Here is a 22,560-nt window from a genome sequence, read left to right on the forward strand (position 1 = left end):
CGGGGAAAGCATGCGGGCGGCTTTGCCGCCCGGAATTCGCTAGCCCCTGGCCCCTCCTCCCTGGTCCCTGCCCCTCGCCCGTGCGGCAAGCAGCACCAGCACCAGCACCGGCAGGCCGATCAGCGCCGTGCCGGTGAAGAAGGCTTCGTAGCCGTGGGCATCGACATAGACGCCGGAAAAGCCGGCCACGAATTTCGGCAGCAGCAGCATGAGCGAGCTGAACAGCGCGTACTGGGTGGCCGAGTAGGCCACATTGGTCAGGCCGGACAGATAGGCCACGAAGGCCGATGAGGCGATGCCGGCCGACAGGTTGTCGGCCGACACCGCGAAGATGAGGCCGTTCACGTCATGGCCGCGGCCGGCCAGCCAGACGAACAGCAGATTGGTGGCCGACGACAGCAGGGCGCCGAGGAACAGCGTCTTCATGACGCCCATGCGCGCGGTGAGCACGCCGCCGATCGCCGCACCTGCGATGGTCATGCCCACGCCGTATACCTTGGCCACGCTGGCCACCTCGTCCTTGGTGTAGCCCATGTCGACATAGAAGGTGTTGGCCATGATGCCCATCACCACATCGGAAATGCGGTAGCTGCCGATCAGCGCCAGCAGCAGCACTGCCTGCCAGCGATAGCGGCGTACGAAATCGACGAAGGGCGACACCACTGCGCCATGCACCCAGGCGGCCAGCGCCAGCAGCGGGCCGTGCAGACCTTCGCGCGCCAGCCATTCGCGGGTGCGGGCTTCGCGCCGCACCGTGTCCTCCGACACCGGCGCGTCCGGTTCGCGTATCAGCAGCGTGGTCAGCACGCCGACGCCCATGAAGGCGGCCATCACCAGATAGGCAAAGCGCCACGGCCCGTGCTCGTAGGCGGTGTCGGTCAGGTCCACCGACGCTGCCAGCCACAGCACGCCGGCGGAAGCGACGATCATGGCGATGCGGTAGCCGCCCTGATAGGTGGCGGCCATCGCACCCTGCAGCCTCTGTTCCACCGCCTCGATGCGGTAGGCGTCGAGCGCGATGTCCTGTGTGGCAGAGGCGAAGGCCACTGCCAGCGCGCACCAGGCCATGCGTTCCAGCGCCTGGGCCGGGTCGGTGCCGGCCATGCCGACCAGCGCGGCCGCGATTGCCAGCTGCGACAGCAGCAGCCAGGCGCGGCGGCGGCCGAACAGGCGGGTGAGCAGCGGCAGCGGCAGCCGGTCCACCAGCGGCGACCACACCCACTTGAAGCCATAGGCCAGACCTATCCAGCTGAAATAGCCGATGGTCGAGCGATCGACGCCCGCTTCGCGCAGCCAGTACGACAGTGTTCCCAGTACCAGGATGAGCGGCAGGCCGGCCGAGAAGCCGAGAAAGAACATGCCGGCGACGCGCGGGTGCGCGTACACCTTGAGGCTGGCGAACCAGCCGGAAGAAGCGGACATCGGAGGCGGGCAAAGATCGATCGTGCCCGCGAAGATACCAGCCGGGGCGCCGCTGCGGCGGCCCGGCCCGACCGGATCAGGCGTATTCCGGGAAGAACAGGCCCATCACCGCCGCCAGCGAGCTGGAGGCTTCGGCGCAGGCGCCTTCGAAGGCCTGCGGCTCGAGCCGGGTGATCTGCCAGGCGGCGGGCGAGGCGTTGGCGACAATGCGTGCCGATTCATCGAGCTGGGCGTCGTAGTTGACCGCATGGCGGGCGAGGTGCAGCAGAGACGCTTCGAATTCGTGCGGTGCGCCGCGGGCCGGATCGATCTGGGCGCCGATGGCCACCGCAAAACTGCGCGGCAGCCGCCATTCGGTCAGCAGCGCTTCACCCACCGCGGCGTAGTCGCAGCCGATCATGTCGCGCTCCAGCTCGTCGATCGCAGCCCCCGAAGTACGGTGCTCGACCAGTGCCTGTTCCGCTTCCTGCGGCACGTGCATGTACATGACCATGTGGCCGATGTCGGCCAGCATGCCGCCGACGAACAGCCGTTCTGCGTCCAGCAGGCCGCAGCTCTTCGCTGCGGCGCGCGCCAGCAGGCCGCGCATGGCCGAGGCGCGCCAGAAACGGTGCACGTCCATGCGTTCCGGCCGCATGCCGGCAAATACCGCGGTCACCGTGGTGGCCAGCACGATGTCGTGCACCTGCTGCATGCCGAGCACGCTGACCGCGCGCGACATGGTTTCGATCTTGCCGGGGAAGCCGTAGAAAACGCTGTTGACCACCCGCAGCACCCGCATCGTGATGCCCGGGTCGGCAGCTACCACCTTGGCCAGCTCGATGACCGAGCCGTCCGGGTCGTCAATCACCTGCTTCACGCGGTGATAGATGGCGGGAAGCGTGACCAGTTCGGTCGTGCGCTGCGCCAGGTCCTGCGCGGAATGGGTCATGGTCGTGTCGGGTGCGGGTGCGTGTCCTGCTGAATTCGGCCGCCTGCCTGAAAACTTGAGGGGTCTTTTAGAAGTGGGATTTTCTCCCATTCCTTGTGCGACGCCTGCGCTGGCCTTTTGCCATGACGTAAGGGTAGGTTCGGCAGGTCTGAACCGCCAGTGTACGGAGACGGTCTGTCCGGTCAGGGCCGGGTGTCAGCGCTGCAGTCGCTGCTGCACGGCGCCCAGCACCCGCCATGCGCCCCACAGCCGCATGCCCCAGCGCCATACCCGGCGTGGGCGGACCAGCGCAAAGCCGACCACGGCTGCGGCCAGTACCTGCGGGTGAGCGCGTACCCAGGCGGCGCCGTCGCGCACCGCGTCCACCGTGTTGAACAGCGGATCGAGTACCGCCGACTGGTCGGCTGTCTCCCGCCGCAGCCGGCGCGAGCGCTCGACCAGGCGCTCGCGCGCCAGCGCCAGACGCAGGCGGCGTTCGTTCATCGGTTCAGCGCGTCGCGATCGCGCTTCAGTTCATCCAGCGTCGAGGCGAACAGCCGGGTGCCTTCCGCCATCCGCGCGCGCGCGATCACCGCTGCCACCGCGCCCAGCGTGATGAACAGCGTGGAAAACAGCGTGAGCACGAGCAGCCGGTGGCTGTCCCACAGCAATACGGTGAGCAGCACCGCCAGAAAGGCGATGCCGAAGGTCAGAAAGGCGATGGCCAGTGCGCCATAGACCAGCAGTTCGGTCAGGCGCAGCGCCTCGTCGCGTGCTTCGACGGTGATCAGTTCCAGCCTGACGTGAACGATCTCGATCAGGCTGGAAACGAAGCCCTTCAGCGATGCGCCGAGCCGCTCGGGCCGGGGCGTAGCGGCCATCGGGTGCTCAGCGGCGGCCGATCAGCAGACCGACCAGCAGGCCGACGCCGGCGGCCACACCGATCGACTTCCACGGATGCTCGTGCACGTAGTCGTCGGTGGCACGCGCCACTTCGCGCGATTTTTCCTTCAGTGCGGCTTCCGCGTCGGCCAGCTTGTGGCGGGCGGAAGTCAGGTTCTCCTGCATGCGCACACGCAGTTCGCCCACCTTTTCGCCGGCCTGGTTGGCGGTCACGCGCAGCAGTTCCTCGGCGTCGGCGATCACCACCTTGAGGTCGGTGACCAGCTTTTCCTTGGTGACGGTGTTCTGATCGATCAGGTCGGACATGTCATTTCTCCTTGTTGAGTGGCCAGGCCGGCGGTGAAGCCGCCGGTCGGCAAGATGAATCGTCAAGTGCCTTCTTGCGCTGCATGACACCCGGCAAGCCTATCGCGCCGTGCGCCGGCTGCCTGTAGGCGGCGGGCTACGCCCAGCACGCCCAGACCTGCGACCAGCATGGCCCAGCCGTCGGCTTCCGGCACCAGCGCCGCGGCGAAGGCGGCCCCGACTACCTGATGGCCCGCTGTCGTGATGTGCACGCCGTCCCAGAACAGATAGCCGGCAGGATCCCCGGCGCAGCCCGGTGTCGTCTGACACGGTGTATCCGTATTGGTCAGTCCGTATTGATCCGGATTAAGTGCTGCGCTGTTGAGCAGGCCGAACACATCGACGGTGCGGAAATCGGCCAGAGTCAGCGTCTGGTCCAGCGAGCCCAGCAGCTGGGCCAGCGCAGTGTTGTGTTCGGCCGAGCGCAGAGTGGCCAGCCCGGCGGCCAGCGGACCTTCGGCCTGCATCGCCGGAGTCAGGCCGAGATTGGCCATATTGGGCACCAGGAAATTGCGCGCGCCCGCGTTGTACAGCTGGGTGAGGCCGCTGCCCAGATGGCCGATCGCGTTCGGCACCGTGTCAGGCGACAGCAGCGATTCGGGCAGAAAGTAATCGTTCGGCCCCGCCCACACCAGATACAGCGCGTTCGGGTCGAGCGGTCCGGCCGCTACGCGCTGGCTGATCTGCGCCAGCACGCCGGTGCCGTTGAAGTAATCCGACGGCAGGCCGAGCTCCGTGCCCTGACCGCTTGCATCGACGTAGTTGTCCGAACCGCCGCCGAACGGCGTACCGGTGCGGGCGCCGCCGACGGCGAAGTTGTGCAGCGTCAGCCCGAGGCTGGTCGCCAGATACTCGACGGCGACCGGTCCGTTCGAGAAGCGTCCGGTCGCGTAGCCGAAAGCCGGCGACGGAAACTGTCCGCCGGTCAGCGCCAGGAAGTTGCCGTTGTCCGACAGACTGTCGCCGAACACGACCAGTTCGCTGTAGGCCGCCGAAACCGGCAGCGAGGTGACGACGGCGGCAGCGAAGGCAAGGCGGCGCAGTGCTTTCATGGCAGTCCTTTCGGGGGTACGGTCAGCGGACTTCAGGCAATGTCGACATCGTAGTCGACAATGAGCGGAGCATGGTCGCTGAAGCGCACCTCCTTGTAGACCCGCGCCACGCGGGCCTTTGCTGCGATGCCGGGGGTGGCGATCTGGTAGTCGATGCGCCAGCCCACGTTCTTCGCGCGTGCCTGGCCGCGGTTGCTCCACCAGGTGTAGCAGTCCTCGGTCGCGTCCGGATGCAGGGTGCGATACACGTCCACCCAGCCGCCCTCGCCCAGCAGCGCGGTCATCCACGCGCGTTCTTCCGGCAGGAAACCTGAGTTCTTCAGATTGCCCTTCCAGTTCTTCAGGTCGATTTCCTGGTGTGCGATGTTCCAGTCGCCGCACACCACGATTTCCCGCCCGCTTGCACGCAGTGCGGCGAGGTGGGGCCGGAAGCGGTCGAGGAAGCGGAACTTGGCTTCCTGCCGTTCGGGTGCGCTGGAGCCGGACGGCAGGTAGAGCGAAATTACGGTCAGGTCGCCGAAGTCCGCCTCCACGTAGCGGCCTTCGTCGTCGAATTCCTGCACGCCGAAACCGGTGATGACCCGTGCCGGCGTGCGGCGGGCGTACAGGCCCACGCCGCTGTAGCCCTTCTTCAGCGCGTAATGGAAGTGGCCGTCGGCCCCGCCCATCGCGGCCGGTGCGCGCATCGTGGCGTCGAGGTCGGCCGCCTGCGCCTTCAGTTCCTGCACGCACAGCATGTCGGGCGATTCGCTCGCCACCCAGTCCCACACACCCTTGGTGGTGGCCGAGCGGATACCGTTGAGGTTGAGCGACACGATACGTAACATGGCCGGTTTGTCCGTTCTGATTGGAAAAGCCCGTGGATTCTAGACGTGAATTCGTGAAGTTCGCCGTCGAAACCGGTGTGCTGCGTTTCGGCAGCTTCACCACCAAGGCGGGGCGCGAGTCGCCGTACTTCTTCAACGCCGGTCTGTTCAACAGCGGCGCCTCGGTGCTCAAGCTGTGCAGCTTCTATGCCGATACGATCATGGATCGGGCGCCGCAGTTCGACATGCTGTTCGGTCCGGCCTACAAGGGCATCGTGCTGGCGGCCGGTACCGCCATGCAGATCGCACAGCGCGGTCGTGACCTGCCGTTTGCGTTCAACCGCAAGGAAGCCAAGGACCACGGCGAGGGCGGCACGCTGATCGGCGCACCGCTGAAGGGCCGGGTGCTCATCATCGACGACGTGATCAGTGCCGGCACCTCGGTGCGCGAGTCGGTCGAGCTGATCCGGGCGGCCGGTGCTGAACCGGCAGGTGTGGCGATTGCCCTCGACCGCATGGAGCGCGGTACCGGACAATTGTCGGCGGTTCAGGAAGTGGAGCGTTCGTACGGCATGCCGGTGGTGGCCTGCGCGACGCTGGAAGACCTGCTGGGCTATCTGCAGGACAGCCCGTCACTGCAGGACAGCCCGTCACTGCAGGACAATCTCGAGGCGGTGCGCGCCTATCGCAGCCGGTACGGTGTGAGCTGAGCGTGGCAGGCCGAGCAGTATCGATTCAGGAACGGTTGCCGAACATGAAATCCGGAACGTCGCGTCACCTTGCTCTTGTCCTCTGCGCGGTCGGCCTGCTGCCGGCCGGTGCTGCCGAGGCGCGCGTCTATTGCTGCAAGGATGCGCGCGGCCAGCAGGTGTGCGGCGACGTGCTGCCGGCCTCTTGCGCCGACCGCAGCTACCGCGAGCTGAACAGCCAGGGTGCCACGGTCAAGCAGATCGATGCGCCGATGAGCGACGCCCAGCGTGCCAAGCGCGACGCCGACTCGAAGAAGGCAGCCGAGGAAGAGCGCGTGCGGCAGGAACAGCGCCGGCGGGACACCACGCTGCTCAACACCTATACCAGCGAGCGCGAGATCGACGTGGCACGCGATCGCCGGGTGGCCGACATCGAAGAACTGCTGACCCGTCTGCGCGAGCAGAAGCAGACGCTGACCGACCGCCAGAAGAAGCTGGAAACCGATGCCGCCGCCTTCGCCGGCAAGAACAAGCGCGTGCCCTCGCATATCAAGGACAGGCTGGACACCACGACCGAAGATCTGCGCCTGATCGCCGAGAACATCGCCGCCAAGGAGCGCGACATGGTGGACACGCGCAAGCGCTTCGAGGAAGACCGCATGCGTTTCCGCGAACTGGCCGGCAGCCGCTGAACTTTCGATGAGCGTCAGCCGGCCGCCGCATCCAGCGGCCGCCGGTATCTCACCGCCTCGGCCACGTCGCCGTCGGCGATCACCTCCCGTCCATTCAGATCGGCAATCGTCCGCGCCACTTTCAGGCAGCGGTGATAGGCGCGGGCCGACAGGCTGAAGCGCGCCATCGCCTGGCCCAGCAGCGTGCGCGCGGCGTCGGTCAGCGGGCAGTGCAGATCGATGTCCGCCGCCTCAAGCTGCCGGTTTGCCTTGCCCTGGCGCACCTGCTGACGTTCGTAGGCGGCCTCCACCCGGGCGCGTACCGCGGCGCTGGGTTCGCCCGGGCCGCCGGTCAGCGCCTGTTCCGGCAGCGGCGGTACCGTCACCTGCAGGTCGATGCGGTCGAGCAGCGGGCCGGACAGCCGGGCGCGGTAGCGGGCCACCTGGTCAGGCGTGCAGCGGCAGCGGCCGGACGGGTGGCCCAGATGGCCGCAGGGGCAGGGATTCATCGCCGCCACCAGCTGGAAGCGGGCCGGAAACTCGGCCCGGTGCGCGGCGCGTGAAATCGTCACGTGACCGGTTTCCAGCGGCTCGCGCAGCGCCTCCAGCACCCGGCGGTCAAATTCCGGCAGCTCGTCGAGAAACAGCACGCCGTTGTGTGCCAGCGAGATTTCGCCCGGTCGCGGCACCGCGCCGCCGCCCACCAGCGCAGCGGCGCTGGCGGAATGATGCGGTGCGCGGAAGGGCCGTCGGCCCAGCTGCGTCGGGTCGAACAGGCCGGCGCCCGACAGCACCGCCGCGGTGTCCAGTGCCTCCGCTTCGGACAGCCGCGGCAGCAGGCCGCTGATGCGCGCGGCCAGCATGGATTTGCCGGTGCCGGGCGGGCCGGACAGCAGCAGCGAATGCTGGCCGGCCGCGGCCACTTCGAGTGCGCGTCGCGCTTCCAGCTGTCCGCGCACGTCGGCCAGATCGGGGCCGTCGCCAACCGGCGCCATCGCTGCCGGCTGTGCCGGTGACAGGGCCGACTGGCCACACAGGTGGGCGCACACCTCGAGCAGCGATCCGGCCGCCAGCACCGTGAGCCCGCCGGCCATCACCGCTTCGGCGGCGGAAGCGGCGGGCAGCACGAAGGCGCGGCTGGCCGCGCGGGCGCCCAGCGCCATCGGCAGTGCGCCGCGTACCGGGCGCAGTGCCCCGTTCAGTGACAGCTCACCGGCGAATTCATAGCGGTCGCAATCGGGGGCGTCGAGGGCGCCGGCCGCGATCAGGATGCCGAGCGCGATCGGCAGGTCGAAACGGCCGGATTCCTTGGGCAGGTCGGCCGGCGCCAGATTGACCGTGATGCGCCGGGCCGGGAAGTCGAAGCCCGAGCTGAGGATGGCCGCGCGGACCCGGTCGCGCGCCTCGCGCACCTCGACATCCGGCAGGCCGACAAGTGAAAAGGCGGGCAGGCCGTTGCCGACATGAACCTCGACCGCGACTTCCGGGGCGTGCATGCCGGCCAGGGCGCGGCTGCGCAGGATGGCGAGTGACATTCTTCCGTCATGGAATGTGACGGCGGAAGTCTAGCTGTAAATGCCGAAGGCATGGCGCTGCGGATTGTCCGGGGATGGCAGGCTGGCAGACAATGCGCCTGCCGCGATGGCGCCTGCGAGTACGCGCGGTTTCCGTTTCAGGGTCGTATCGCGGCGGGGGCGCCGCTCCCACGACGTCGGCCTGCCGCTGGCCGGTCTGATCAGACCGGGCGCCGCACGAAAGACCTAGTCGTGGTGCTCGCCGCGGCGGCCGACCGGCAGGCCCAGCTGCTTGAGCTTGCGGTACAGGTGGGTGCGTTCCAGACCGGAGCGCTCCGCCAGCCGGGTCATGTTGCCGCCTTCCCGTTCCATGTGGTGCTCGAAGTACATGCGCTCGAACGCCTCGCGCGCTTCGCGCAGCGGTTGATCCAGACCGGGCAGTGCCGGTGCGCTGCCCGGGCGCAGCAGCGTGCGCAGCGAGGCGGCGTCCAGTTCGTCGTCGAGCGCGGCAAGCGCGGCCGAGCGCAGCGCCGCCACCAGTTCGACATAGCCGCCGGGCCAGGCGTGCTGGCGCAGCAGCGGCCTGACCGACTCCGGCAGCCGACGGGGCGGTACCTCGCCCGCGTCGACCAGATGTTTCAGCACGTCTTCGGCCAGGTCGCCGATCTCGTCGCGCAGCTCGGCCAGTGGCGGCAGCGGCAGCACGATTTCGAACAGTCGGGCCAGCAGTGCGTCTTCCCAGCCGGCCGCCTGCAGCTCGGCCGGGCCGAGCGCAGAACTGGCGATCAGTCGGGCGTCCAGCCGGTCCAGCCGGTCCAGCGCGAAGGCGAGGTTCTTTTGCTGCATGCGCGACAGGTGGCCGAGATCGCCGGTGTGGATGACGCCGCCGCGCGCGGCATCGAGCTGTTCCTGGGTGATCGGACCGCTCAGGCTGGCCAGTTCCAGCCAGCGCCGGCCGGGCGCGGCCAGCGTGCGCGCCGCCAGTTCGCCGAAGCTGGACGGCCCGCAGCGCAGCAGCAGCACGCGCGAGCGCGCCGCCATCTGTTCCACCTTGCGGCGCAGGTCACGCAGCTGGCCGCTGCGTCCGACCGCCGCCAGCGAAGGCGCGGCCGGGCGCTGTTCCGGCGAACTGCCGCGCGCCAGCGCGCGCTTGACCGCAGCCAGCAGCTTCGCGAGCGCGATCGGCTTCTCCAGGAAGTCCATGGCGCCGATGCGGGTGGCTTCGACCGCCGAATCGATGGTGCCGTGGCCGGACATCATGATGACCGGCATCGTGAGCTGGCCGCCCGAGGCCCATTCCTTCAGCAGCGAAATGCCGTCGGTGTCGGGCATCCAGATGTCCAGCAGCACCAGATCCGGCTTCTGCGCGGCGCGTGCGCTGCGTGCCGCGGCGGCGTTCTCCGCCAGCGTCACGTCGTGTCCTTCGTCGCTGAGGATTTCCGACAGCAGCTCCCGGATCCCCATCTCATCATCTACGACCAGTATGCGAGCCATTGTTGCCTGCTTCCTTCATGCCGCCAGCGGCAGTGATATGCGGATTTCCGCGCCATGCGGCGCGACGTTCTCTATTTCTATGCGGCCTTCGTGTTCATCGACGATCTTCTTCACGATGGCCAGGCCCAGCCCGGTGCCACGCGCCTTGGACGTGACATAGGGCTCGAAGGCGCGCGCCAGCACCTGCGGCGGGAAGCCGCTGCCGTTGTCGCGCACCGACAGTTCCGCACGCCCCCCCCGGCGCCGGGTCTGTATCTGTATGCAGGGCGTGTCGGCTTCCGCCAGCGCGTCCTGCGCGTTCTGCAGCAGGTTGTGGATGACCTGGCGCAGCTGGCCGGCATCGCCCGCCACATCGGGCAGGTCGCTGGCGAGCTGGCGCTCGATGCGTGCGGCCGACGTTTCGTACAGGCCGAGCACTTCATCCACCAGATGATTGAGGTCCAGCGGCGCCAGCGCTGGCGATGGCAGTCGCGCGTAGTCGCGGAAGGCGTTCACCATGTTCTTCATCGCCTCGACCTGGTCGACGATGGTGGTGGTGGCACGCGCGAGCAGCTTCTGCCCATCGGCGTCTAGCCTGTCCGACAGCTTGAACTGCAGCCGCTCGGCCGACAGCTGTATCGGCGTCAGCGGATTCTTGATCTCGTGCGCCAGCCGGCGCGCCACTTCGCCCCAGGCGGCGCTGCGCTGGGCGGAAATGAGCTGGGTGATGTCGTCGAACACCACCACGAAGCCGCCGCCGCCGGCTGCCGGCAGCTGCGATCCACGGATGAGCAGGGTTTTGGCCGGGCCGAAGGGGTCGGGAATGTCGATCTGCCGGCTCCACGATTCCTGCCCCTCGTCGATCGCCGCCACGATGGTGTCGCGCAGTTCCGGGTGGCGCGGCCACTGGGACAGCGTCAGCGTTTCCCAGCCGTCCAGCGTGTCGGCAAGGATGGCCATCGCGCCCTGGTTGGCTGCGCGCAGCTTGGTGGACGGGCTGAACGCCAGCACGCCGGCCGACAGGTTGCCGAGCACGCCTTCCAGATAGGTGCGTGCGGCCTCTGTTTCCGCCCGGCTGCGTTCGGCCTGCGCGCGGGCGTCTTCCAGCTGCTGCGTCATGCGGCGGAAGGACTGGGTGAGCGTGCCCAGCTCGTCGCGCGACGCAACGGCAGGGATGGGGCTGAAGTCGCCCTGCATCACCGCGTCGGTACCGCGTGCCAGGATGGACAGCGGCGCCGACATGCGGCGGCTGATCACGAAGGCCACCGCCAGCGCCGACAGCAGCGCCAGCAGCAGGGCCAGGGTCAGGGTCAGCGCGAAGATGCGCTTCAGGCCGGCACGCGCCAGCGACAGTTCTTCGTAGTCGCGGTAGGCGCTCTGCACCGCCTCGGCGTTCTGCGCCAGCGAAGCCGGCAGCGGCTGGGTGAGCTGCAGCACCGGTGCGTCCGAGGCGAGCGAGGCACTGCCGACGAATACCAGCGCGCGCACCGTGAGGCCATCACCGCTGTCGGGGTCTACCGTGGCGAAGCCGGCGCCCTGGCGCGCCTGGCGCAGCTGTGACGGCGACGGCAGCGGCGGCACCAGGCGGGTGGCGGCGGAACTGGTCGACAGCACGCGGCCGGCGGACGAAAACAGCGTGGCGCTGGCGGCACCGGCCTGTTCACGCAGCAGGTCCATCCGGGCGTCGCGCCGGATCAGCGGGGTGTCGGCCAGTTCGCGTGCCATCGCGCGGGCCTTTTCCAGCAGATCGGCGGACACGTAGTCCAGCGTATTGCGGCCGAGGTTGAGACCGCCTTCGAGCGCTGCCTCGATGCGCACGTTGAACCAGGAATCGACCGAGCGCGATACGAAGTTCACCGACAGCACATAGATCAGCGCGCCCGGCGCCACCGCCAGTGCGGCGAAGGCGGCGAACAGCCGCAGCTTGAGCCGGGAGCCGAACACCGCGGCCCGATGTTCGCGCAGCAGCTGGGTCACCAGCCACGCGACCAGGCCGATCAGGCCGACCGCCACCGTGATGTTCAGTCCCAGCAGCAGCGGATAGTTGCGCGCGAACAGCTGGGTGTTCTCGCTGGCCAGCGACAGCAGCAGCAGCAGCACGCCGCTGATCGCGGTGGTGGCGATGATGAAAGCTCTCATCGCGGCTCCTGCGGCTGGGCGGTGAAGCCCCAGCGCTGCCAGTCGGATTCCAGCGTCCAGTCACGGTTGCCGATGGCGCTGAGCTGGAAGGGCTTCGGCAGCTGGGTCACGTCCAGCCGCAGCCGCAGCGCGGCGACATAGCTTTCACCCGCCTTGAGCCGGCCATAGTCGACCACGGTCCAGCTGCGCAGCCGGCCGATCAGCTTGAGTGCTTCGTCCAGCGTTTCGAAGCTCTGGTGCAGTGCGCCGGTGGACACCCGGTACTGCCGGGTCAGTGCGTGGTAGCTGAGGCGATAGGTCTGGCTGCGCTCGATCACGTCCTCGTCCAGCCAGTACCAGCGCGGCCGGCTGATTTCGAACTCCAGCACGAAATACAGCGGCACGCCGCGCATGACCGCGTCGGCCAGCCGCGGCGTCAGCGTGACGCCGATGTCGGTCGACAGCTGGTAGCCGTCATCGCCGTGGTCCAGCCGCACGTCGCGCATCAGCACGCCGGCCGCCAGCGCGTGCGCGGTCAGCGCGGCCAGCAGCAGGGCGCCGAACAGCGCGCGCGCCGCTTCACGCAGCGTCCGCGGCTTTCTGCAGCAGGGCGTAGTAGAAGCCGTCATGCTCGGCGGTCGGCAACAGGGACAGGTCGGGCGCACCGGAAAGGGTCAGGCGTCGGCAGTCGGGATGGCGGGCAGCGAAGGCGGCCACCTGATCCTGATTTTCGGTGCGGAACACCGAACAGGTGGCATAGAGCAATTTACCACCCGGTGCCAGCACGCGCCAAAGCGCGTCCAGGATGGCACGCTGCTGTGACGCGAATTGAGCGATGTCCTTCGGGCGGCGCAGCCATTTCGCATCCGGATGGCGGCGCACCACGCCTGAGGCGCTGCACGGCACGTCGGCCAGGATGCGGTCGAAGGGACGGCCGTCCCACCAGTCTTCCGGCCGTTCTGCGTCACCGGTGGCGATGCGGCCGGCGAGGCCCAGGCGGGCGAAATTGTCGGCGATGCGCTGTGCCCGCGTCGCGCTGTGGTCCAGTGCCAGCAGATCGAGGTCGGCACTTTCCAGCAGATGGCAGGCCTTGCCGCCGGGGGCGGCGCAGGCGTCCAGCACCCGCTGGCCGGTGGCTGTGTCGAGCAGCGCGGCCGCCTGCTGCGCGCCCAGGTCCTGCACCGAAAGCACGCCTTCGGCGAAGCCGGGCAGGCGCGACACCGGACAGGGCCTGTCCAGCAGCAGGCCATCATCGCCGTGCGCGCGGGCGCCGATGCCGGCGTCGGCCAGTGCGGCCTGTGCGGCGGCTACCGTGCTGCGCCGGCGGTTCACCCGCAGCGCCATCGGCGGATGGCTGTTGCCCTGGGCGGCGATGCCGGCCCAGTCGTCCGGGTGGTCGGCGCGCAGCCGCTCCAGCCACCAGGCCGGGTGCTGCAGGCGCGCCGGCTCGTCGGCCGCGACTGCAGCATCCAGTTCGGCGTGACGGCGCTGCGCGTTGCGCAGCACCGCATTCATCAGTCCGCCGAAGCGGTCGCCGCCGAGTGCGCGGGCGGCGTCCACCGCCTGGCTCACCGTGGTGTGCGCGCCGTCCGGCCGCGCTTCCAGCCGGCACAGTGCAACCCGCAGCAGCGCCTGCCGGTCGGTTTCGCGCAGCGGTTTGGGTACCAGCACCGCCAGTCGCCGGTCGATGCCGGCGTGCGCGCGCAGGCACTGGTAGGCGAGGTCGCGCACCGCCGCACCGTTGTCGGACAGGCCGTCCTGCATGCGTGCCAGAGCGTCGTCCAGCGTTTCGCCGGTGCTGACCGCGGCCACTGCGTGGGCGGCGTCAACCAGGGCGGCGGCCAGCGAGTCTGCAGGCAGACGGGCAGGCAGGCGTGAGGGCTGGTGGGCGGACGGGCCCGGTGACGGACGTCCGGAGGGGCGGTGATCGGAATTCAAGACGCGGAAGGTGTGAGTGCGGGAGGCGGATTGTAGGTGGCTCAGCCGGTCCAGGCGTGGGCCTTGAGTGCGTCGAGCGGTGCGTAGCGCAAGGCCGATTCGTGCGTGGCGACCAGAATGACCTGTGGGGCGTGGCCGGCTTCGTAGGCTTCGCGCCAGCGTGCGGCGCACAGGCACCAGCGGTCGCCTGCGCGCAGGCCGGGAAAATCGTATTCCGGCCGCGGCGTGGACAGGTCGTTGCCGCGGCCGCGAGAGAACGCGAGGAATTCGTCGGTCATGACCGCGCACACCGTGTGCGAGCCGAAATCGTTCTCGTCGGTATTGCAGCAGCCGTCGCGGAAAAAGCCGGTGATCGGCTTGAACGAGCAGGGTTCGAGCGGTCCGCCCAGTACGTTGCGGGCACCGCCGCCGCCGTTCCAGCCTCTGTCCATGGCCATGCCGTCCTGTGTGGGTACAAAGAAAAACCGCAGTGCGTGCCGCCGGTCAGGGCAGCGCGCACTGCGGAATGATGCCGCAATGAGGCGGAGGTGTCGCGCGGCTCAGCGACCGCGCACCAGTTCGCGCAGCCGCGCGATGCGTTCCTCGGTCGCCGGGTGGGTGCTGAACAGGCCGCGCAGGCCGCCGCCGGACAGCGGGTTCATGATCATCATCTGGCCGGTTTCCGGATGCGCTTCGGCGGTCGGCATCGGAATGCCGCGGGCGTAGGCATCGATTTTGGCCAGTGCGCTGGCCAGCGCTTCCGGGTCGCCGGAAATTTCCGCGCCGCCGCGGTCGGCACCGAATTCGCGGGTACGCGAGATCGCCATCTGGATCAGCATGGCGGCGATCGGCGCCAGGATGGCGACGATGATGCCCATGACTGGATTGGTCGGGCGCCCTTCCGAATCGCGACCGCCGAAGAACATGCCGAACTGCGCCAGCGCCGAAATGGCACCGGACACCGTGGCCGAAATGGTCGAGATCAGGATGTCGCGGTTCTTCACGTGTGCCAGTTCGTGCGCCATCACGCCGCGCAGCTCGCGCGCCGACAGCATCTGGATGATGCCGGTGGTGGCCGCGACCGCCGCGTTTTCCGGGTTGCGGCCGGTGGCGAAGGCGTTGGGCTGGGCTTCGTCGATCAGATAGACGCGCGGCATCGGCAGCTGGGCGCGCTGCGCCAGCTCGGCCACCATGTTGTACAGATAGGGCGAGCTGGCAGCGTCGACTTCGCGCGCGTTGTACATGCGCAGCACCATCTTGTCCGAAAACCAGTAGGCCCAGAGATTGGTGGCGCCACCGAACAGCAGGGCGAGCAGCATGCCCTGCTTGCCGCCGAGGGCCGCACCGACGACGCCGAACAGCGCGACGATGCCCGCCATCAGGATCGAGGTTTTGAGCCAGTTGCCGAACATGCGGAATGCCTTTCAGTGAAGGTGAGAACGCAATATAGATTGCGCGCGAAGCAGAAAATTCAAGCGATCGGCTTCGATCAGGTCCTCAGTCGGCCAGCTGTGCCCGCTGGCCGGCCTGCAGCGGGTGGCCGCGCAGGAATTCGGCCGCTGGCAGGCGCTTGCCCCCGGCCTTCTGCAGTTCGGTCACGCGCAGGCTGCCCCGGCCGCAGGCGATCAGTACGCCGCGGTCGCTGGCGTCCAGTATCCGGCCGGGCTCGCCGTCCTGCGCCTCAAGCGCGGCGCGCCACAGTTTGACCGGTGTGCCGTCCACCGTCATCAGCGCGCCGGGAAAGGGGTCGAAGGCGCGGATGGCACAGGCCAGTTCGCTTGCCGGCCGGCGGAAATCCAGCGCCGCTTCGGCCTTGCCGATCTTGGCGGCGTAGCAGGCGCCCTCCGCCGGCTGCGGCACTGCCGTGATGCGGCCGGCCAGCAGCGCGGGCAGCGTATCGAGCAACAGTTGCGCGCCGGTGGCGGCCAGCCTGTCGTGCAGCGAGCCGGTGCTGTCGTCCGGCGCGATGTCGATCGTGCGCTCGGCCAGCATCGGGCCGGTGTCCAGGCCTTCGTCCATCTGCATCAGCGTGATGCCGGTGCGGGCGTCGCCCGCCTCGATCGCGCGGTGTATGGGCGCGGCGCCGCGCCAGCGTGGCAGCAGCGAGGCGTGGATGTTGATGCAGCCCAGGCGCGGGATGTTGAGTACCGCACGCGGCAGCAGCAGGCCGTAGGCCACCACCACCAGCAGATCGGGCGCGGCGTCGATCAGCGGCGCGCGCAGTTCCGGCGTTTTCAGCGTGTCCGGCTGGGCGACCGCGAAGCCGTGGGCCAGTGCGCGCTGCTTCACCGGGCTGGGCATGAGCTTCATGCCGCGGCCGGCCGGCCGGTCCGGCTGGGTCAGCACCAGCGGGATGTCGCAATCGAAGGTGGCCAGCGCGTCGAGCGCGCGGGCGGCGAATTCGGGCGTGCCGGCGAACGCGATGCGCGGCCGGGCGGTGGCACTCGCTGGCATCAGGCGCTCTCGCGCGCCTGCTTCGCGAGCTTGGTCTTGATCCGGGTCTGCTTCAGCTGCGACAGGTGGTCGACGAACACCTTGCCCTGCAGGTGATCCATTTCGTGCTGGATGCACACTGCCAGCAGGCCGTGCGCGTCGATGTCGGTTTCGCTGCCGTCCAGCGTCAGCGTGCGTACCTTCACGTGTTCGGAACGGGTCACCTTGTCGTAGATGCCGGGCACCGACAGGCAGCCCTCTTCGTATACCTGTTCGCCGTCGCGCTCGACGATGCGCGGGTTGATCAGCGTGATCAGCCCGGACTTGTCTTCGGTGATGTCGATCACGATCAACTGTCTGTGTACATCCACCTGGGTGGCCGCCAGCCCGATGCCCGGCGCGGCGTACATGGTTTCGGCCATGTCGGCGGCGAGCCTGCGGAGGGCGTCATCCACCGCAGTGACCGGCGCAGCCTTCTTGCGCAGGCGGGGGTCGGGAAACTTCAGAATCGGAAGCAGGGCCATAAAAGTCGTGCTGATTTAATGGATTAGCGGGGTATTTTCATGCAGACTGTCATTAGATGACGCTGCTTGCTACACTTCGGCATGCGCTTGGCGTGACGGTGGCCGGTGTGCATAACGCATGCACGCGGCCCTTCAGGTCAGGCTGGGCCAGTACGTAACATCAGGTTCGTAACGACCATATTGAAAGGCAAACCCGAGGCAGGTTCCGGAGGCGCGCATGTGCGCGGTTTCCGGCCCGTCCGTGCGAGGCCACACCATGCGCAAGATTATATGCTCCCTGCTGGTCGCCCTTTCAAGCGCGACCGCTTTCGCCCAGTCGGCAGCGCCGGCCCTGGCCAATAACGCGCCCGATCGCCACGTCGTCAAGCCGGGCGACACGCTGTGGGGCATCGCCGGTCTGTTCCTGAAGGAGCCGTGGCGCTGGCCCGAGGTGTGGCGGCTGAACAAGGACCAGATCCGCAACCCCCACCTGATCTATCCGGGCCAGATCGTCTATCTCGAGGATTTCGGCGGGTCGCCGCGGCTGCGCGTGGCCCAGCCGGTAAAGCTGAGCCCGAAGACCTATGAAGAGGCGGTCAAGGAGCCGATCGCGTCGATTCCGCACAAGGCGATCGAGCCTTTCCTGGCCAAGCCGATCGCGGTCGAAGCGAGCTTCAACGACACCGCGCCGCGTATCGTCGGTACCGAAGAGGGCCGGGTCTATCTGAGCACCGGCGATACCGCCTACGTGAGCGGCGTGACCGACAAGGCGCTGAACTGGCACGTATACCGCCCGGCGGCGCCGATACGCGATCCGGAATCCACGCAGGTGATCGGTTACGAGGCGGAATACCTTGGCGAACTGAAGCTGGTGCGCGAGGGCGAACCGGCCACTTTCCAGGTCGTGTCCTCGCAGTACGAGATCGGAAAGGGCGACCGGCTGGTGCCGGCGCGTCCGCCGGAACTGGTGGCTTACGCGCCGCGTGCGCCGGAGAAGGACATCCAGGGCAGCGTGGCGCGCATCGTCGGCGGCGTCGCATCGTCCGGCCGCCACAACGTGGTGCTGCTGAACCGCGGCGCGGCCGATGGCGTCGAGGTGGGCCACGTGTTCGCCGCCTTCCTGGCCGGTGCCAAGGTCGATATCCGCGAAGAACAGAAGGTCGACACCTACCAGCTGCCGGACGAACGTTCCGGCCTGGTGTTCGTGTTCCGGGTGTACGACACCATTTCCTACGCGCTGGTGATGGACGCCAAGCGTCCGATCACGGTCGGCGACCGCTTCCGCAAGCCCTGATCCGGTTCCGACGCGCGACCGCGTGCCGATAGAGCAACCGGCCTCCGCCGCAGCCTGGCTGCGGCTCACGCTGACCCGCGGTGTCGGGCTGGAATCGCAGCGTCGCCTGCTGTCCGCCTTCGGCCCGCCGGAACGCCTCTTCGCCGCCACGGGCACCGCGGTGCGCGCGGTGGTCGGAGACCGCATCGCGCGCGCGCTGGCCAGCTTCGACGGCGACGATCAGATCGCCCGCACGCTGGACTGGGCTGCCCAGCCGGGTAACCACCTCGTCACGCTGGCCGATCCTACCTACCCGCAGGCCCTGCTGGAAATTGCCGATCCGCCCACGCTGCTCTACGTGAAGGGCCGGGTCGAACTGCTGAATGCCCGTGCGCTGGCCATCGTCGGCGCGCGCAACGCCACAGCGCAGGGGGCATCGAACGCCGAACAGTTCGCCCGAGAGCTGTCGCGCGGTGGGCTCACCATCGTCAGCGGGCTCGCGCTGGGCTGCGACGCGGCGGCCCACGCCGGAGCATTGGAGGGGGCCGGCAGCACGATTGCGGTGATTGGCACCGGCGCCGACCGTATCTATCCATCACGCAATCAGGAACTCGCCCGCCGGATCGCCGAACAGGGCGCGGTCGTGACCGAATTTCCGCTCGGCACGCCGGCGCTGCGCGACAACTTTCCGCGCCGCAACCGCATCATTTCCGGCCTGGCGCGCGGCGTGCTGGTGGTCGAGGCGGCCGCACGCAGCGGCACGCTGATTACCGCGCGGCTGGCCGGTGAACAGGGGCGCGAGGTGTTCGCCATTCCCGGCTCCATCCACTCGCCGCTGTCCAAGGGCTGCCATCAGCTGATCCGCCAGGGCGCCAAGCTGGTCGATGACGCGCGCGACATCCTGTCGGAACTGCAGCCGGCATCGCCCGCGCCAGCGGAGCCGCCGGCCGCGGCACCGGCCGGCGACGCACAGCGTGCCGTGCTCGACGCGATGGGTTTCGACCCGGTCGGAATCGATTTGCTGTCGCAACATACCGGCTTGACGGCGGACACCCTCTCCGCCATGCTGCTCTCACTGGAACTCGAAGATCGGGTGGCTACGCTGCCTGACGGGCGGTTCCAGCGATTGAAGTAGCACGGCGACGCGCACTGCGCATCGCCGGGTGACAAACCCGCCGGTGGGCTTCCCCGCCGACCGGCTCGCGCGGAGCCGAATCATGATCGACGTTCTGGTCTATCTTTTCGAAACTTACGCGCATCTGGACAGTTATCCCGAGCCCAACCAGCTTGCCCGCAAGCTGTCGGCCGCCGGTTTCGAGCAGGACGAAATCGAAGAAGCCATGGGCTGGCTGTCCGGCCTGGAAAGTGCCGGCGGCGCGGACAAGCCGCTGATCGAGGCCGAAAGCCGCTCCATCCGTCTGTATTCGCCGGAAGAGATGTCGCGTCTCGACACCGAGTGCCGCGGCTTCCTCGCCTTCCTCGAAGAGGCGGGCGCGATCAATGCGCTCACCCGTGAAATCGTGGTCGAACGCGCGCTGGCGCTCGAGGACGAGGATGTGTCCCTGTCCCAGCTGAAGGTGATCGTGCTGATGGTGCTGTGGAACCAGCAGGTCACCACCGACACGCTGGTACTGGAAGAACTGCTGTCCGACGACGACGAACCACGCGCGCCGCACTGAGTCCGGACGCCGTTGCGCCGGCGGCACAGGCCGTGTCGCCGGGTGAATCACGTCATGCAATAAATATGGCGTCGTTGCGACGTGTCTTGCCTGTTCCGATTTTTTGTCCCTATCATGCGCCGCTTTCACGTCGCTTGAACCGGCGCGCATCCTGCGCGCACAAGCCGGCGGCAGGTATCGGGCAGGCATGGGCAAGAAACTGATCATCGCGGAAAAGCCGTCGGTCGCGCAGGACATTGCGCGCGCCATGGGCGGTTTCACGCGCGAGGGCGACTATTTCGAGAGCGAGGACTATGTGCTGTCCTCGGCGGTCGGCCACCTGCTCGAACTGGCAGTGCCGGAGGAATACGAGGTCAAGCGCGGCAAGTGGTCGTTCGCGCACCTGCCGGTCATTCCGCCCCGCTTCACGCTGAACCCGATCGACAAGACCGCTGAGCGGCTGCGTCTGCTCACCCGGCTGATCAAGCGCAAGGACGTCGATGGCCTGGTGAACGCCTGTGACGCGGGGCGCGAGGGCGAGCTCATCTTCAATTACATCGTCGAGCACAGCAAGACGAACAAGCCGATCGAGCGGCTGTGGCTGCAGTCGATGACGGCGACCGCCATCCGCGACGGCTTTGCCGGCCTGCGCTCGGCGCAGGAGGTCGAAGGCCTGCGCCAGGCGGCGATGTCGCGCGCCGAGAGCGACTGGCTGATCGGCATCAACGGCACGCGGGCGATGACCGCGTTCAACTCGAAGACCGGCGGTTTCCACCTGACCACGGTCGGTCGCGTGCAGACGCCGACGCTGGCCATCGTGGTGCGGCGCGAGGAAGAGATCCGCCGCTTCAAGTCGCGTGACTACTGGGAAATCGAAGGCCGCTTCGGCGTTGCCGCCGGCGAATACGCCGGCCGCTGGTTCGACGAGAAGTTCAAGAAGCCGGAAGGCGACGAGCACGCCCGCGCCGAACGGCTGTGGGACGAGGCGAAGGCGAAAGCCATCCAGGCCAAGTGCGCTGGCAAGACCGGCACGGTCGAGGAAGAAGCCAAGCCCTCGACCCAGCTGTCGCCGCTGCTGTACGACCTCACCTCGCTGCAGCGTGAAGCCAACGGCCGCTTCGGCTTCTCCGCCCGCGTGACGCTGCAGATCGCGCAGGCGCTGTACGAAAAGCACAAGGTATTGACCTACCCGCGTACCGACGCGCGCGCGCTGCCGGAGGACTATCTGCCGACGGTGAACGACGTGCTGGCCCGGCTGCCGCACACCTACGCGCCGCACGCGAACGAGATCGTCAAGCAGGGCTGGGTGCGCCCGAACAAGCGCATCTTCAACAACGCCAAGATTTCCGACCACTTCGCCATCATTCCGACCGGCACCGAGCCGAAGTCGCTGTCCGAGGCGGAAGCGAAGATCTACGACATGGTCACCCGCCGCTTCCTGGCGGTGTTCTTCCCGGCCGCCGAGTACCGCGTGACCACCCGCATCACGCGGGTGGAAGGCGAAGCGTTCAAGACCGAAGGCAAGGTGCTGGTCAATGCCGGCTGGCTGGCGGTGTATGGCAAGGAAGCGCAGCTGGAAGAAGACGGCAAGGGCGGCGAAACCGCCGCCGCCAGTCTGGTGCCGGTCAAGCCGGGCGAAAGCGCGCGGGTCGAGGACATGCTGCTGAAGGCGCTGCAGACCAAGCCGCCGGCGCGCTATTCCGAAGCCACGCTGCTGACCGCGATGGAAGGTGCCGGCAAGACCATAGACGACGAGGAACTGCGCGCCGCCATGGCCGGGCGCGGTCTCGGCACGCCGGCCACGCGCGCGCAGATCATCGAGAACCTCATCCTCGAGAACTACATGCTGCGCGAAGGCCGCGAACTGATTCCGACGGCCAAGGGCTTCCAGCTCATGATTGCGCTGCGCGGCCTGAAGATCGACGAACTGAGCTCGCCGGAACTGACCGGCGAGTGGGAATACAAGCTGTCGCGGATCGAGCGCGGCGAACTGTCGCGTGACGCCTTCATGCGCGAAATCGCCGACATGACGCAGCACATCGTGCATCAGGCGAAGAGCTACGAAAGCGACACCATCCCGGGCGACTTCGCGACGCTGCACGAGAAGTGCCCGCGCTGCGGCGGCGTGGTGAAGGAGAACTACAAGAAATTCCAGTGCCAGAGCTGCGACTTTTCGCTGTGGAAGATTGTCGCCAGCCGCCAGTTCGAAACGCACGAGATCGACACGCTGCTGCGCGACCGTCAGATCGGCCCGCTGACCGGCTTCCGCAACAAGATGGGTCGTCCGTTCAACGCGGTGATCAAGCTGAACGATTCGCTGGAGCCGGAATTCGATTTCGGCCAGCCGCGCGAGGACGAGAACGCCGAGCCGGTCGATTTCTCGCAGCAGACGCCGCTCGGCCCCTGCCCGAAGTGTGCGGCCAGCGTGTTCGAACAGCCGATGTCCTACCTCTGCGAAAAGTCGGTCGGCCCGGAAAAGAGCTGCGACTTCCGCTCGGGCAAGATCATCCTGCAGCAGCCGATCGAGCCGGAACAGATGCAGAAGCTGCTGACCGCCGGCCGCACCGATCTGCTGAAGGGCTTCGTGTCCTCGCGCACCAAGCGCAAGTTCTCGGCCTTCCTGGTGCGTCAGGCGGATGGCAAGGTCGGTTTCGAATTCGAGCCGCGCGCGGCCAAGCCGAAGGCCGGTGCCAAGACCAAGGCTGCGGCCGCCGACGCGGCGCCCGAGGCTGAAGCCGAAGCGCCGGTGAAGAAGACTGCGGCGAAGAAAACCACCGCGGCGGCCAAGAAGCCGGCCACCAAGGCCACGGCGCGCAAGAAGTCGGCCTGAACCGGCCGGTCACGGGCGCCCGCCGCGAAAGGCGGCTGCGCCC

At 68.0% G+C, this 22,560-nt stretch carries 22 protein-coding genes; 6 read left to right on the forward strand and 16 right to left on the reverse strand.

Annotation, left to right across the window (positions count from 1 at the left end; all coding sequences use genetic code 11):
- Nucleotides 1-39: 39 nt before the first annotated feature.
- The 7 genes from METUNV2_RS0100490 to METUNV2_RS0100520 form a co-directional block, all read right to left on the reverse strand.
- Nucleotides 40-1,422, reverse strand: coding sequence for an AmpG family muropeptide MFS transporter (locus METUNV2_RS0100490; protein WP_018227554.1), 1,383 nt, complete (start codon nt 1,420-1,422; stop codon nt 40-42).
- A gap of 76 nt (nt 1,423-1,498) precedes the next feature.
- Nucleotides 1,499-2,353, reverse strand: coding sequence for an HDOD domain-containing protein (locus METUNV2_RS0100495; protein WP_018227555.1), 855 nt, complete (start codon nt 2,351-2,353; stop codon nt 1,499-1,501).
- 195 nt (nt 2,354-2,548) lie between these two features.
- Complete coding sequence (locus tag METUNV2_RS0100500; protein WP_018227556.1) at nt 2,549-2,836, reverse strand: YqjK family protein; 288 nt, start codon at nt 2,834-2,836, stop codon at nt 2,549-2,551.
- Nucleotides 2,833-3,213, reverse strand: coding sequence for a phage holin family protein (locus METUNV2_RS0100505; RefSeq protein ID WP_018227557.1), 381 nt, complete (start codon nt 3,211-3,213; stop codon nt 2,833-2,835). The genes METUNV2_RS0100500 and METUNV2_RS0100505 overlap by 4 nt, the downstream gene beginning before the upstream one ends.
- A gap of 7 nt (nt 3,214-3,220) precedes the next feature.
- Nucleotides 3,221-3,541, reverse strand: a complete 321-nt coding sequence (locus tag METUNV2_RS0100510; protein ID WP_018227558.1) for a DUF883 family protein — start codon at nt 3,539-3,541, stop codon at nt 3,221-3,223.
- Nucleotides 3,542-3,603: 62 nt separating this feature from the next.
- Nucleotides 3,604-4,632: an SGNH/GDSL hydrolase family protein gene (locus tag METUNV2_RS0100515; protein WP_018227559.1), complete on the reverse strand. Its 1,029-nt coding sequence runs from the start codon at nt 4,630-4,632 to the stop codon at nt 3,604-3,606.
- Between the two features lie 32 nt (nt 4,633-4,664).
- Complete coding sequence (locus METUNV2_RS0100520; protein WP_018227560.1) at nt 4,665-5,459, reverse strand: exodeoxyribonuclease III; 795 nt, start codon at nt 5,457-5,459, stop codon at nt 4,665-4,667.
- 53 nt (nt 5,460-5,512) lie between these two features.
- Here METUNV2_RS0100520 and pyrE point away from each other — a divergent pair, with 53 nt between their 5' ends.
- Both pyrE and METUNV2_RS0100530 read left to right on the forward strand, forming a co-directional pair.
- Nucleotides 5,513-6,148, forward strand: a complete 636-nt coding sequence (pyrE, locus tag METUNV2_RS0100525) for an orotate phosphoribosyltransferase (RefSeq protein ID WP_018227561.1) — start codon at nt 5,513-5,515, stop codon at nt 6,146-6,148.
- Between the two features lie 44 nt (nt 6,149-6,192).
- Entirely contained in the window at nt 6,193-6,819 is a 627-nt protein-coding gene (locus METUNV2_RS0100530; protein WP_018227562.1) for a DUF4124 domain-containing protein, read from the forward strand.
- 14 nt (nt 6,820-6,833) lie between these two features.
- Here the strand turns inward: METUNV2_RS0100530 and METUNV2_RS0100535 are convergent, their stop codons facing one another.
- From METUNV2_RS0100535 to def, 9 genes are all read right to left on the reverse strand, one after another.
- The gene (locus METUNV2_RS0100535; protein ID WP_018227563.1) at nt 6,834-8,333 is read right to left on the reverse strand and encodes a YifB family Mg chelatase-like AAA ATPase; all 1,500 of its coding nucleotides are present in this window, start codon (nt 8,331-8,333) and stop codon (nt 6,834-6,836) included.
- A gap of 225 nt (nt 8,334-8,558) precedes the next feature.
- Nucleotides 8,559-9,806 (reverse strand): sigma-54-dependent transcriptional regulator, encoded by a 1,248-nt coding sequence (locus METUNV2_RS0100540; protein WP_018227564.1) that lies wholly within the window; start codon nt 9,804-9,806, stop codon nt 8,559-8,561.
- A gap of 15 nt (nt 9,807-9,821) precedes the next feature.
- Entirely contained in the window at nt 9,822-11,924 is a 2,103-nt protein-coding gene (locus METUNV2_RS0100545) for a sensor histidine kinase (protein WP_018227565.1), read from the reverse strand.
- Nucleotides 11,921-12,532 carry a DUF4390 domain-containing protein gene (locus METUNV2_RS0100550; protein WP_018227566.1) on the reverse strand — a complete coding sequence of 204 codons (612 nt, stop codon included), beginning with the start codon at nt 12,530-12,532 and terminating at the stop codon, nt 11,921-11,923. Before METUNV2_RS0100550 ends, METUNV2_RS0100545 begins: the two co-directional genes overlap by 4 nt.
- Nucleotides 12,483-13,715, reverse strand: coding sequence for a 16S rRNA (cytosine(967)-C(5))-methyltransferase RsmB (rsmB, locus tag METUNV2_RS0100555; protein ID WP_018227567.1), 1,233 nt, complete (start codon nt 13,713-13,715; stop codon nt 12,483-12,485). Before rsmB ends, METUNV2_RS0100550 begins: the two co-directional genes overlap by 50 nt.
- Nucleotides 13,716-13,882: 167 nt before the next feature.
- A complete protein-coding gene (locus tag METUNV2_RS0100560; protein ID WP_026187746.1) occupies nt 13,883-14,272 on the reverse strand; it encodes a DUF2237 family protein in 390 nt (129 codons plus the stop codon).
- A gap of 108 nt (nt 14,273-14,380) precedes the next feature.
- Nucleotides 14,381-15,232 carry a zinc metalloprotease HtpX gene (htpX, locus tag METUNV2_RS0100565; protein WP_018227569.1) on the reverse strand — a complete coding sequence of 284 codons (852 nt, stop codon included), beginning with the start codon at nt 15,230-15,232 and terminating at the stop codon, nt 14,381-14,383.
- Nucleotides 15,233-15,317: 85 nt separating this feature from the next.
- Nucleotides 15,318-16,274 carry a methionyl-tRNA formyltransferase gene (fmt, locus tag METUNV2_RS0100570; protein WP_018227570.1) on the reverse strand — a complete coding sequence of 319 codons (957 nt, stop codon included), beginning with the start codon at nt 16,272-16,274 and terminating at the stop codon, nt 15,318-15,320.
- Nucleotides 16,274-16,777, reverse strand: a complete 504-nt coding sequence (gene def / locus METUNV2_RS0100575; RefSeq protein ID WP_018227571.1) for a peptide deformylase — start codon at nt 16,775-16,777, stop codon at nt 16,274-16,276. The genes fmt and def overlap by 1 nt, the downstream gene beginning before the upstream one ends.
- A gap of 256 nt (nt 16,778-17,033) precedes the next feature.
- On the opposite strand from def, the gene METUNV2_RS0100580 reads away from it, so the two are divergent.
- From METUNV2_RS0100580 to METUNV2_RS0100595, 4 genes are all read left to right on the forward strand, one after another.
- Nucleotides 17,034-18,050, forward strand: coding sequence for a LysM peptidoglycan-binding domain-containing protein (locus tag METUNV2_RS0100580; RefSeq protein WP_026187747.1), 1,017 nt, complete (start codon nt 17,034-17,036; stop codon nt 18,048-18,050).
- Nucleotides 18,051-18,072: 22 nt separating this feature from the next.
- Nucleotides 18,073-19,164, forward strand: coding sequence for a DNA-processing protein DprA (dprA, locus tag METUNV2_RS0100585; RefSeq protein ID WP_018227573.1), 1,092 nt, complete (start codon nt 18,073-18,075; stop codon nt 19,162-19,164).
- Between the two features lie 82 nt (nt 19,165-19,246).
- The gene (locus METUNV2_RS0100590; RefSeq protein ID WP_018227574.1) at nt 19,247-19,708 is read left to right on the forward strand and encodes a DUF494 family protein; all 462 of its coding nucleotides are present in this window, start codon (nt 19,247-19,249) and stop codon (nt 19,706-19,708) included.
- A 187-nt stretch (nt 19,709-19,895) separates the two neighbouring features.
- Complete coding sequence (locus METUNV2_RS0100595) at nt 19,896-22,517, forward strand: DNA topoisomerase III (RefSeq protein WP_018227575.1); 2,622 nt, start codon at nt 19,896-19,898, stop codon at nt 22,515-22,517.
- Nucleotides 22,518-22,560: the final 43 nt, after the last annotated feature.

The sequence above is a fragment of the Methyloversatilis universalis EHg5 genome (genome assembly GCF_000378945.1).
Taxonomy (GTDB): Bacteria; Pseudomonadota; Gammaproteobacteria; order Burkholderiales; family Rhodocyclaceae; genus Methyloversatilis; species Methyloversatilis universalis_A.